Below are 12,634 nucleotides of genomic sequence, written 5' to 3'. Positions count from 1 at the left end.
GCCCAGCTGGGCCGGTCCATGCGCAGCATGTTCAAGGGCTTCGGCGGTGTCGGCAAGGCCGGTATGGACGTCGGGAATCAACTCCTGGACGGCTTCGAAGGCACGATGATCCGGTTCGACCGGTGGGCCAACAGCAAGCCGGGCCGGAAGGTCATGGAGGACTGGTTCAACGACGCTGCGCCCACGTTCCACGAATTGAACATGCTCGTCGGTGATTTCGTACGCGGCTTGGGCCGGGCCTCGACCGACTCCGGAATCCGGGACCTGATCCGGCAGATACGCACCGAGCTGATGCCCGCGCTTGGCGCCTTCTTCGACGGCATCGGCCACAACATCGGTCCCGCGCTGATCAGCCTGGTTTCCAATTTGGCGACCGCGATCGGGAATCTGGCGGCCGCGGGCAGTGGTCTGGGCGTTCTGCTGGTCGCTTTCTCGGGCCTGCTGAATGCCTTCAACTGGCTGACGGACAAGCTGCCGTTCGTGAACACGCTCCTGGCGACGCTGCTGGGCACGCTGCTCGCGCTCAAGATCCTCAGCGGCATCACGAGCATCGTGCAGCGCTTCGGCGTGGCCATCGGCGCGGCCGGCGGTCACATGCTCGGCATGGGCTCCACGCTCCGCGGGCAGCTCGGCCCTGGTGTGCTGGGTCCGCAGGCCACCGGCTGGCAGCGGATCGGCGCGGCCTATGCAGGCGCCGCCGCGCAGGGTGGTCGGCTGCGGGGAGCTCTGCGCGGTGTCGCCGCGGCGAACGGCGCCGCGGTGAGGGTGCTTGGCGGTATGACCGCCGCCCTCGGCGGGCCGCTTGGTCTGGCGATCATCGGTGTCACTGTCGGGCTCGGTCTGCTCGCCAGCAGCCAGGAGAAGGCCGCGCGCGCCGCTCAGGCGCACAAGGAGCGGGTGAAGGCCCTCGCGGACGCCCTGGCCGACTCCAATGGCGAGATCGACGCCAACGTGCGCGCGCAGGCGGCGCAGCTTTTGCAGGACACGGAGCTGGCCGATGGCAAGGGCAGGTTGGTCGACATGATGCGCGAGGCGGGTGTCAGCCTGTCCGAGCTGACGAGCGCCTACCTCGGGCAGGGCACCACCCTGGGTGAGCTTCAGAAGAACCTCCAGGAGACGGCCGACGCTCACAAGATATGGATCACCACCGCGCAGGGCGCCGCCCAAGCCTGGGACGACGAGGGCCTCGCCGCGATTCGCGCGAAGGGCGCCCTCAGCACGGTGAAGGGCGAGTTGGAGGAGGGGCAGAAGCGGCACAAGGAGTTGGCCGACGCGATCACGGAGACCGGGGACACTGGGTCGGGTTCCTATCGGCAGCTCCAGGGCGCCGTGCAAGCCTTCAACGACAAGGCGAAGACGTCCGACGAGCGTGTGCAGGCGCTCCGGTCCGCGCTGGATGCCCTCAAGGGCAACACGATGTCGATTCACGAGGCGACCGCCCGTCTCAACCAGACGATGCTCACGGTCGACGACACCATGGGCGGGAACATCGACAAGGCCGAGGGCTGGGGCAAGTCCCTCGTAGGTGCGGACAAGCTGGTCGACACGTCCACGAAGAACGGCCAGATGCTCAACCAGCAGCTCCAGGAGTTGCGGGACGGCATGCTGCAGGTGTCCACGAGCGCCCGTGAGGCCGCGGACAACGAGCTGATCAGCATGGCGGAGGCCATGAACATCAGCCGGGACGCGGCAACGGACGCCCGGGAGAAGGCCATCGCGCTCGCCGAGGCCCTGAACATCCCGAAGGATCAGGCGGAGGCGCTGGCGAACCAGATGGGTCTGGTCCCCGATGAGCTTTCCATGGTGGTCACCACGGACGGGCTGCGGGAGGGCACCGCGGACGTGCTGGAGCTGCGGAGCAAGCTGGAAGGCCTCCCGGACGGTGTGAGCGTCCTGGTGAAGGCGCCGACCCGGGGCGCGATTACCGAGCTGCAGTCGCTCGGGTTCTCCATCCAGCGCGTCCCCGGCAGTAAGAACGTCCTGGTGACCGCCCCGACGGGCGGGCCCCGCGCGAACCTGCAAGCGCTGATGACGGACATCGCCAACACGCCGGACAAGAAGAACGTCACGATCCACGCGGTCATCCAGAAGGCCACAGGCGAGCTTAAGGGCATCCAGCAGCAGGTTGCCGGGATGAAGGACAAGAAGTCGATCACGGTCACAGCGCCCACCGCGGTGGCGCAGAAGGCGCTGGAAGACCTCGGCTACAAGATCAAGACTGTGGACGGCACGGACGGCAAGAGGGTGCGGATCACCGCGCCGACCGAGACGCCGCTCGGCAATGTGCAGACCATCCAGCGGGCCATCAACGGCCTGACCGGCAAGACCGTCCACGTCACCGTGCAGTACAACGAGTCTGGTAAGCCGTCGGTGGTCCGTACGCACGCCGACGGTGGGATCGTCCACTACGCCGAGGGCGGGATCCGCGCGGCCGCGAGCCGTATCCGGGCGTTCGCGGCGGGCGCCGAGCGGCACATCGCCCAAATCGGCAAACCGGGCGAAATACGCATATGGAATGAGCCGGAGACTCAGGGCGAGGCTTACCTGCCTTTGGCCAAGGCCAAGCGGAAGCGGTCCAAGGCGATCCTGGACGAGGTCGCCCGGATCTTCGGCGGCATGGTCGTCTACCCCGGCCAGGGCATGCAGGCCTTCGCCAACGGCGCCGTGAACCTCGCCCGCTCCACGTCGAACGCCCGCGCCGCGACCATGCCCCGCACCGCCGCCGGACGGGCCGCCGGCGCCCTGGTCGGCGGCGACCTGAACCTGACCATGACGAGCGCACCGATGTCGCCGAGCCAGGCCCTGGGCGACGCCATGTTCGAGCTGCGCCGGATCCGACTGGGAGGTGCCTATGCCTCTGAATGAGGGCGAGTGGCGGCTGTCGTACAGCGCGAACGGCGTCCACCCCGGCGCCAGTTTCATCTTCGGCACGTGGAAGTCGCGGTACTACCTGCTCGATGACGTCGAGATCAAAGACCAGGACATCACCGACGGCGACACCCCCCTGCCGCGGGAGGACGGGCTGCGCCACGGGCAGGACTTCACCACCGGCGCGACCCTCACCTTCGAGATCGGCGTCGACACCGTGGACGCCAGCCCCGTCCTCCGGGAGCGGCACGGCGCGAACCTGGACGCGGTGTCGCGGATCAAACAGGCCTGGGACGCCCGGGCCGTCCGCGACCTCACCGCTACGCCCGCGGTGCTGTCGACCATGCAGGGCGGCCGCGAACGACGCTGGTACGGGCGGCCCCGCAAGTGCGAAAAGGCCGCGTCCAAGCTGACCAGGCAGGGCTACACGCCGATGGTCGCATCGTTCTCCGCATCCCACACCGGCAGCTTCTCCGAGGTCGAGCAGAGAATCCGCGTGGACATGGCGCCGCCGCCGCACCGCGGCATCAAGGGGCCCCTCACAGCACCGCTGATGATGGTCGGCGAGGGCGCCGTGCGGACGCCCGGCGAGATCGTCGTCGCCGGTAACCGCCCCTCGTGGCCGGTCATCACCATCGTCGGGCCGATCGCGCATCCGACGTGCGAGCTGGTGGGCCGCTGGAAGCTGAAGCTGAACCTGTCCCTCAAGGCGGGCGAGCGGGTCGTCATCGACCCACGGCCGTGGGTGCGCACCGTGAAGCGGGGAAGCGCCAGCGTGGCCGGTCTGATCACGCGCGGCTCGCCGCTGCTGGAGGATCTGCTGATCCCGCCCGGCCGGCAGGACTTTGTGCTGCGCGGCACGGACGTGACCGCCACCTCGTACATGACCGTCGCGTGGCGTGACGCCTACGGGTACATGTAGGCGGGTCAGGACGCGACACAAGCCGGGCCGGCCCGCGATCCTCCGCGCTCCAGAGAGCAGCAGTGGAGGAGAGCATCATGTGGGATACCGTGCCGTGGTTCACCGAGGGGTCGGCGGAGCACTCATCTGAGGTCGCTCGGCTCCTGGCCTACGCGGCGTTCGGCGGCGGCCAGGGCGTCATCGGCTCCGCGGACCTGGCGGTGCGGGCGCTGACCTCGCCGGCCGCCCAGGTGCAGGTGCGGCCGGGTGCGTGCGCCATCCTCAACCGGGCCACTGGGGCGACGTACCAGGCGTACGCGGGCCGGCTGCCCAGCGCGGACACCGTGAACATCGCGGGCACCGGCTCCTCGGCCCGTACGGACCTGATCGTGGCGCGGGTGGAAAACCCGTACTCGTACGGTGAGACGTGGCCGCTGCCGTCCGATCCGGCGGTGGGCCCGTACATCTTCACGCGGGTGATCCCCGGCGTGCCCAGCACGACCACCGACGTGAGGCAGGTCCGGCCGAACGACTCGGCGATCACCCTGGCGCGCGTCACGCTTCCGCCTGGCACGTCCTCCGTCACGCAGTCGATGATCAAGGACCTGCGGAGCATGGTCATCTCCCGCCGCGACCGGGTCCTCTACACGATGTTCCCCGACACCACCTCGACGCTGGCCTACCAGGACAACCAGTGGCGGAACTGGCCTGGCATCGCCAACTGGGACATCGACGTGCCCGAGTGGGCAACCCGCGTGAAAATCATGATCACGCTCGCGGGGCTGCGCATGACGCGCGACAACGTGTTCGCGCACATGCAGACCAAATTCGGGTCGCTGCTCGGGCAGGACACCGTCATCGACGACGACCAGGGCACCGGCACACGCCGCTCCACGATCGTCCTGGCCGACAACTACGCGGTCCCCTCGACGATGCGGGGCACCACGCAACGGCTGTCGCTCCAGACGTACATGTCCAGGGCGGAGACGGGCGACCTGCACGTCGACGCGGGCACGTCGATCATCGCCGACGTGGAGTTCGTGGAGAAGCCTGACTCCGAGGAGCTGTGACAGATGCCCACCGGCTGGAGGTTCATCGCCCAGGACGCCCTCACCGACGCCATCCTCGACTGGCAGGTGCCGCTCACCCTGTCCTCGAACCCGAAGCGGGAGTTGTCCGCTCCGGGCTCGATGGTCGGCAAGATCGAACCCGAGTACGCGCGGATGATCGGCCCGACCGGCGACCCCATCCTGCGGGACTGGGGCACCAAGCTGTACCTGGAGATCGACGGGGTGATCCGCTGGGGCGGCCTGGTCACCAAGACCTTCTTCGACGGGCAGCAAGCCACGGTCAACTGCGAGGGCTTCTCCTCCTACCCGCACGGCATCCCGTACGAGGGCTACGTCATCTCCGGCCGGAAGATCACCCCGAAAGACCCGTACGCCGGCAAGGATAAAAACCACGACGGCTGGGTCGACGGCAAGAAGGGCAAGGAGAAGGTCCCGCCGCCGCCGAAGCCCTACGGCGGCCCCAGAGTCGACGTCTTCGCCATGTACCGGCACATCTGGGCGCACGTGCAGAGCCAGCCCCGCGGAGACCTCGGCCTGATCGTGGACACCCACAACAAGGGCGAACTCCTCGGCGCGGCCGACGGCAGCGACCCATGGGAGCTCGCATGGTGGGACGCCCCCGACTGCGGGCAGACCCTCACCACCCTGGTCAACCAGTACGGATTCGACTGGATGGAGACCCACGCGTGGGCGAACTCCTCCAGCAACGAGATCACGCACCGGCTGCGCCTGGGCACCCCCCGCCTGGGCCGCAAGCGCAACACCCTGCGCTTCGCCCAGGGGGAGAACATCATCGCCATCGCCAGACCCGAGGGCATGGGCGAGGACTTCGCCAACGAGGCGATCGTCCTGGGCCGGGGCGAGGGCCGGAAGATGAAACGCGCCCACGTCCACAACCACGGCTCCCGCGTCGGCGCCCGCCTGCGGCGCGTGGTGACGGTGACGGAGAAGCGCTACGCCTCAAGCTCGGCGCTGCGCGGCCGCGGCATGAGGGCGCTGGCCGGCCGCTCGGGTGAGCTGCAGATCCCCGCCATCCAGATCATCGACCACCCCAACGCCCGCTTCGGGTCCTGGCAGCTCGGAGACGACATCCGCGTGCAGGTGCATGTGCCGTGGGTCGGCGACCTCGACATCTGGCACCGCATCATGGCCGACGAAATCAGCGCCGACGGGCGGATCACCCTTTCCCTGAGGCGCACGGACAACTTCCAGCAGTGACCAGCCCGCGACACTAACCCCGGGCGGGGGCGACCATCGCCCGCCATGGTCAACTTCCTGGACACCCAGTCGGACGCCCAGCGCTTCGCGGCCCTACTGGCGGACTACGAGCGGCGGCTCCAGGCGCTTGAACGCACCTCCAAGGCGGCTTTCACGTCCATCGAGGGCGGCACCCTCGACATCTACACCGAGGAAGGCGAGCTCGCCGGGACGGTGGGTGTGCAGCCGGACGGCGGTATCGCACTCGTACCCGAGCCGGCGGCCGCCGTCACCCCGCCCACGCCCACCGTGCCGCTCGTGGCCAGTGTCCTGGCCGGGCTGGTCGTCACCTGGGATGGGCAGTGGGACGACTCCTACACGCCGCCCAGCGACTTCGCCGCCATCCAGGTCCACGTCGGCGCGGCCGCGGACTTCACCCCGGACCTCACTTCGCTGGCCGCGACCATGGCGGACGTCACCGGCGGCACCACGACGATCGCCCTGGAGGGCTACAGCGAGCGCTGGGTGCGCCTGGTCGCCCTCACCGCAGCGGGCCTGACCGGGACGCCGTCGGCAGCCGTGGCGGGCACCCCGCGGCAGGCGGTCGAGCAGGACCTCATCAACGGGATCATCAGCGAGGTCAAGCTCGCCGAGGACGCGGTGACGGCCGCGAAGATCGCCCTCGGCGCGGTGAACTCCACGGCCCTGGCGGACGAAGCGGTCACCGCATCGAAAATCCTCGCCGGGGCGGTCACCACCGCGAAGCTCGACGCCCTGGCCGTGACCGCCGAGAAGATCGCATCTCTGGCCATCACCACCGCCAAGCTCGACGCCCTGGCCGTGACTGCCGAGAAGCTCGCCTCGAACTCCGTGACGGCCAGCAAGATCCTCGCCGGTGTCATCGACGCCACCCACATCAAAGCCGGATCCCTGACCGCGGACCGCCTCACCGTCGGGCTCACCGGGATGCTCGGGCAGCGGTTCTACGACGCCGGGGAGAACGCGGCGTTGTGGAAGATCGGAGGCAACTCCGTCGCCACGGCGGGCGAAGCGACGAACCTGACTACGGTCAGCGTCCCCGACGCGCAGTCCGGGGGGACCGTGATGCGCGCCGTCGGGTCGGTGTCCGGCCTGTGGCGGCCGGACTTCCTCATCCCGTTCGACCCGAACATCACCTACCGGATCTCCGCCACCGTGCGGCAGACCGTCGCGGGCGCCGACACCGCTCATCAGCGCTTCTACCTCGGCGTCGTCGGGATCGCCGCGGACCGCAGCACACTCGTGAGCAGCAACGGCGCCGCGGCCACAACGTCGGCGCACTACGTCGGCGCGTCGAGTATGCCGCTGACCGCCGGCGGCGGCTGGCAGCGCGTGACCGGCTACCTCAAGGGTTACGCCCCGGCTGGGACGAACGGCACCAACGGCGCGCGGCCGCAGCCCACGGACCCCGGCATGCTGCACGCCTCCGCCCGTTACATCTCCCCGGTGCTCTACCTGAACTACCAGGTCGGCACCGGCACGGCCGAGGTCGACATGGTCACCATCGAGGCCGTCGAGACCGGCGTGGTGAACTCGGTGAACATCGCCAACGGCGCGGTGACCGCGGCGAAGCTGATCGCCGGAGGGGTGGGCCCGGCCCAGCTCGGCGTCGGCACGGACGGCAACATCATCGCCGACCCATCGTTCGAGGGGGACGTGTCCGCGCAGCGGGTCGCCGGACAGGCGAACTGGTCGATCGTGACGCCCGGCAACGGCACAGCGAAGGCGCTCCAGGTGACCGCCACAGCGGCCACCGCGACGTCCCGGGCCCTGGTCCTGGGAGCGCAGCCGGCCGTGCCTGGCACGAAGGTGTGGCTCGCCTTCGACTACCTCGCGTCTTCGGACTGGGCGGGCGCATCCGTGTCGCTGTCCGCTCAGTGGCAGGACGCGTCCGGGACGGTCCTGGGGAACAGTGAGCTCACCACGGCCACCGACGGCACCACCCTCGGCGCCTGGACCACGCTCAGCGGGGTGCCGGCGCTCGCCGCTCCGGCGAACACCGCTCAGGTCCGGATCACCGCGGCCACCAACAGCAGCACGGCGGGCACGGTCCGGGTCGACAACGTCTCATGCCGCATCGTCATGGCGTCCGGCAGCGCGGGCGGCCGCGCGGAGCTCAGCCCGCAGGGTCTCCAGCTCTTCGACTCGGCCGGGGAGGAAGCCGTAGCGCTGGTCACCGGCCGCCCCAACTACCTGACGCTGTCGGCGGCCGGGGTGCCGGTTGCCACCGTCGACCAGGCGGGCAAGGCCGGTTTTCAGTCCCTTGCGATTGCCGAGGGCCTGACCCTCGGCGGCGACGACCTCGGCGTCATCCTCGACCAGCGGCCGCGCGGCATCATCGCCTACGGATACCCGACCGCGACCGTCACCAGCACAGGTACCGAGATCGGCTACTTCGAGCTCCCGGCCACCATCGAGGCCGGGCGAATGTACCGGTTTAAGTTCCAGGCCGTCGCGGACTACGACAACGCCTACAACGGGTGGGCGCAGTTGCTCCTTCGGGACGGCGGAGCCTCGTCACCCACGATCAACTCGCCGATGCTGCACCACATGGTCATCCACCCCTCGCCCGGCGACTACTGGACGGTGGAGCTGGAGTTCGTCGCCCCGGCCAGGGTGCTGGGCGCGGGCTTCCACCGGTTCCTGCTGTCGTTCTGCAACCGGGAAGGGTCGGCGGGGCAGACGTTCGAGCTGGGCCTGCTCGCCGCGGGCCGGCGCAACTTCTTCATGATCGAGGACGTCGGCCCGGAGCTCCCGGAGACGGGCGTGCACAACAGCGGCGGCGGCTCCTCCGCCCCGCCCATCGTGCAGTACACCAAGACATACTCGGCGACCTGGTCCGGGTCGTACAGCAACCGCGGCTCCTACAACTCGAACTTCGGTAACTCCTGTTACCAGGGCTACTACAGCTCCACCAACGGGATGCAGGCCAGCCTCATCGGCTTCTCGCCCACCCTGTCCACCGACCTGTCCGGGGCGACCATCCGCAAAGCGGAGGTCTACCTGTATTTCGACCACTGGTACTACAACGACGGCGGCCGCGCCGTGATCAAGGCGCACAACCACGCCTCACGCCCATCGACGTTCTCCTGTGACGCCGAGTACCGCACGATCGGCTGGGCGAAGAACGCCGGCACGTGGGTGGACATCACCAGCGTCTTCGACTCCTCGCGGTGGCGCGGCATTGCCCTGGACCCAAACACCTCCGGCCTCATCTACTACGGCCGCGCGCGCGGCTACGGCCAGACCAACCCGCCCAAGTTGCGCGTGACCTACACCAAGTAAGGAGGGCCCCACCGTGCCCACTCTTCCGCTTCCGCTGGCCGACATCTGCGCCCTGGCCTGCGAGCCGTCTTTACTTCCCCGCGTCCGCATGGCCATCGCTGTGGTCGCACAGGAGGTCTTCGCCGAGTCGCCGGACACCCCCGGCTACCCGATGCGCTGGAACTTGGCGAAGACCGTGCTCAGCCCGACCGAGGCGCAGGCCGGGCAGATGATGGTCGGCATCGTCGCCTCGCCCCCGATCCTCATGGCCGCGGCCGCCGCCGCTGCAGGCGGCGCGACGGACTCCGTGAGCATGGCCGCGGCCATCAGCGACGAGCAGATCCTCGACGCGATCCGCACGGGCTGGAACGCCGTCTCCGGCGTCAGCCCCGACGCGGCGCAGCCGCAGACGTAAGCACCGGCCGTCGTGCAGCGTTCGGGCTGCGGGGAGCCGTGAACCTCCATACCTCGGGGGTTCCGGCTCCCGCGCACCCATCTGACCACCGTCGACCGAGGAGGCGCACCATGGAGTGGCTCACCTCTCTGGCGCCTGTCCTCACCCCCTTCTTCGGCATGCTCGGCGTGCTCGGGGGCGGCTGGATGGTGTACCGGCAGCACAGCAAGAAGACCAAGAGCGACGCTGAGATCGCCGAGGGGCAGACGTTCGTCTCCTCCATGAAGACGGTCACCGAGGGCTTCACGACCCTGCTGGAACAGCAGCGTCACGCGAACGAACAGACGATGTCCCGCGTCACCAATCTCGAGGCCAAGCAGCAGGAGTTGGAGCGCAAGGTCGAGCATCTGCAGGAGGAACAGCGGCAGTGGCGACGCTGGAAGGCGGCCGCCGTGGAGTACATCCAGCACCTGCGCGAGCTGCTCACCATGCACAAGGCTCCTGCGCCGGACGCCCCTGCGGAGATCGCCGACGACCTGGCGGACCATGGGCGCTGACCGGGACGCAAGCGCCGGCCCGGCGGCATGGTCCGAGGCGTTCCCACCCGTTCCGTTCAAGGGAAGGCCTCATGAGCAGCACACTCGATTCCATCGTCGCCGGTAGCACGGTCGGCGCGTTCCTTCCGCCGCTGACGGCGATCGTTCAGAAGCCCAAGTGGTCCGCGCGATACAAGCGGGTCGTGGCTGTGGTGGCCGCGGTTCTGGGCGGCGTCGCCACCGTGGCGTCCACCGGCGGCCTGGACGCGTTCGGGCATGGCGTACCCACGCTCAGCACGATCGTGGCCGTCGTCGCCGCCTCCCAGACGACCTATGACCTGGTCTGGAAGCCGTCGAAGGTCGCTCCGGCGCTGGAGGCCGCGACGAGCAGCAAGGCACGTCCGACCGGATAGCGATGTAGCTGTGCGGCCCGTTGAAGGCGCGCAGGTATCATCCGCGTAGAGGTGGCCGTCGCCCACCGTCGCAGGCAGCACCTCGCGGTTCCGGGCCCATTCTGGTGGGGCCGGGAGCGGCCGCGGGGGAGAGCGCCAAGCCCACTGCGCCCGCGAGGGCCCAGGGGCCGGGGACTGATCGCTCCCGGGACGATCCGGCACACGGGGGGCGCGGTCACCTCGCTTGCTCAGCAGTCTTTCCGTCTGGCACTGCCCGGACGTACGTCACCCTGGAGGGCCAGCCTGCATGGCGGCATCGCAGCACACACCCGCACCTGCCGGTGACGAGCCACGGCCGCCCCGCCCTGCTGAACCCGATCCGGTCGACGTCGCCGAGCAGATCGAGCTGTACCGCTCGATGACCGGCGCGGAGTTCGCCGAGACGCTGGCGGCGTTCGTGGCGGCTGGCGCCCGGCCGCCGGCATCCCGCGGTGAGGACTACGAGCTCCAGGCGCGTGCGATCCGCTCACCGGAGCTGGCGCGCAAGGCGCAGCGTCTCCTGCCGGGTCTGATCCGGGAGCCGGACAAGTATCTGTACGCCCCTGAGGACGAGAGTCGGTCGGCGTATCTCGACCGCATCGGGCAGTTCCGTTCCCGGGCGGAGCGGGAGGCTCAGTTCCTGCACCTGGTGCTGGCCGGTGAAGCGGCTCGCCGAGGGTACTTCCTCCCGGACCCCAACCCGCGGGGGCGGGCACGGCGCCGGCTGGCTGACGAGCACCCTGAGCGGTTTCTTGAACTGCTGCGGGAGGAGCAGCAGGCCGACCAGGAGCGGGCCGCTGAGGAGGCGCGTGCGCGCAAGGCGGCGAGGCGAGCGGCACGGACGAAGAAGAACGGCGACGGCGACTGAGCCGCGGCGACTCACGGCGTTGAGGGCGTACCCCTGAGGGGTGCGCCCTCTGGCGTTCATGCGGGCGTGCGGAGTGCTGGGCGGCCGCGGGGTTCGCCTTGCTGAGGGGCCACGCCTGCGGCTCTTGAGGCGCACGGGTTCGCCCCCGGGGGGTTCGCCTTCGGCCGAGGGGTTCGCCTTCCGGGTTCGCCTCGATCGGGTTCGCCTTGGCGGGGTTCGCCCTCGGGCGGGTTCGCCTCCGGGGGTTCGCCCTGTGGGCGTGCGGGTTCGGGTTCGCCTTGGCGGGGTTCGCCGCCTTCTTGCAGGTCAGATAGCGGTACGCCTCGGCCGCAGGGCGGCAGGGGTGTTCCCCGGGGGAACAGCACGCTGGCCGTCGCGCAGGCGTACGCCTGTCGGGGACCGATCGCAGGGCGAACCCCGGGAGGCGAACCCTCAGAGGCGAACCCTCAGAGGCGAACCCCGGGAGGCGAACCCTCAGAGGCGAACCCCCGGGAGGCGAACCCCCGGGAGGCGAACCCCCGGGAGGCGAACCCCCGGAGGCGAACCCCCGGAGGCGAACCCCGGGAGGGTGCGCCCTGGGAAGGTGCGATGCATCCTCCGCCCGCGATGGGCGACGTAACGTGACGTGACGTCGAGGATTGGGCGGGCGCACGCTCATGGGGCCGGTGAACGTCCGCACGCCCGTAGGCACGTCACAACACGTCAGAGGCTCGACTGAGCGCTCAGCGCGCTGTTGATGATGCTCTCAATGTTCGGCGCGGGCGCACGCTGCCCCAGCGCGGTGTACTCCTCCGCCTGGCGGTGCATGTTCGCAGCGATGAGGGCCCCGATCACAGCAGGGCGGTTCTCGATGATGAAGGTCTGCAGCTTGAAGTTGCCGGGGATGTCCTCCACGCTCGTGGCGTTCGCGGGCAGGAGGTCCGCCACGAACTCCAGCGTTGGCATGCCGAGCATCTGTGCTTGGAACTCCACCTCGCGCTCCAGCCGGTGGCGGGCCCGCTCGGTGCTGGTCATGGTTCGGGGCGCCGCCGCGCGCTTCGGCTGAGCGGCGGCGCCCCGAACCATG

Annotated in this window: 10 protein-coding genes; 9 read left to right on the top strand and 1 reads right to left on the bottom strand. The window is 69.5% G+C overall.

What is annotated here, in order from left to right:
• Positions 1-27: 27 nt before the first annotated feature.
• From CCN29_RS04310 to CCN29_RS04270, 9 genes are all read left to right on the top strand, one after another.
• On the top strand, positions 28-2,865 hold the full coding sequence (locus CCN29_RS04310) for a hypothetical protein (protein ID WP_143661275.1): 2,838 nt from the start codon (positions 28-30) through the stop codon (positions 2,863-2,865).
• Entirely contained in the window at positions 2,852-3,790 is a 939-nt protein-coding gene (locus CCN29_RS04305) for a hypothetical protein (RefSeq protein WP_086680122.1), read from the top strand. Before CCN29_RS04310 ends, CCN29_RS04305 begins: the two co-directional genes overlap by 14 nt.
• 77 nt (positions 3,791-3,867) lie before the next feature.
• Positions 3,868-4,839: a hypothetical protein gene (locus CCN29_RS04300; protein ID WP_086680120.1), complete on the top strand. Its 972-nt coding sequence runs from the start codon at positions 3,868-3,870 to the stop codon at positions 4,837-4,839.
• A 3-nt stretch (positions 4,840-4,842) separates the two neighbouring features.
• Complete coding sequence (locus tag CCN29_RS04295; protein ID WP_086680118.1) at positions 4,843-6,057, top strand: hypothetical protein; 1,215 nt, start codon at positions 4,843-4,845, stop codon at positions 6,055-6,057.
• Between the two features lie 45 nt (positions 6,058-6,102).
• The gene (locus CCN29_RS04290) at positions 6,103-9,360 is read left to right on the top strand and encodes a hypothetical protein (protein ID WP_086680115.1); all 3,258 of its coding nucleotides are present in this window, start codon (positions 6,103-6,105) and stop codon (positions 9,358-9,360) included.
• 13 nt (positions 9,361-9,373) lie between these two features.
• Positions 9,374-9,754: a hypothetical protein gene (locus tag CCN29_RS04285; protein ID WP_086680113.1), complete on the top strand. Its 381-nt coding sequence runs from the start codon at positions 9,374-9,376 to the stop codon at positions 9,752-9,754.
• Between the two features lie 110 nt (positions 9,755-9,864).
• Complete coding sequence (locus CCN29_RS04280; protein WP_086680111.1) at positions 9,865-10,290, top strand: hypothetical protein; 426 nt, start codon at positions 9,865-9,867, stop codon at positions 10,288-10,290.
• A 71-nt stretch (positions 10,291-10,361) separates the two neighbouring features.
• The gene (locus CCN29_RS04275) at positions 10,362-10,682 is read left to right on the top strand and encodes a hypothetical protein (RefSeq protein WP_086680109.1); all 321 of its coding nucleotides are present in this window, start codon (positions 10,362-10,364) and stop codon (positions 10,680-10,682) included.
• A 286-nt stretch (positions 10,683-10,968) separates the two neighbouring features.
• On the top strand, positions 10,969-11,568 hold the full coding sequence (locus CCN29_RS04270; protein ID WP_086680107.1) for a hypothetical protein: 600 nt from the start codon (positions 10,969-10,971) through the stop codon (positions 11,566-11,568).
• Between the two features lie 702 nt (positions 11,569-12,270).
• On the opposite strand, the gene CCN29_RS04265 is transcribed toward CCN29_RS04270, so the two are convergent.
• A partial coding sequence (locus CCN29_RS04265) for a hypothetical protein (protein WP_442538232.1) occupies positions 12,271-12,634 on the bottom strand: 364 nt, incomplete at its 5' end.

This window comes from Streptomyces pseudogriseolus (genome assembly GCA_002154585.1).
Taxonomy (GTDB): Bacteria; Actinomycetota; Actinomycetes; order Streptomycetales; family Streptomycetaceae; genus Streptomyces; species Streptomyces pseudogriseolus.
Note: the sequence above shows the minus strand (reverse complement) of the source record. Positions and strands in the feature narration are given on the sequence as shown.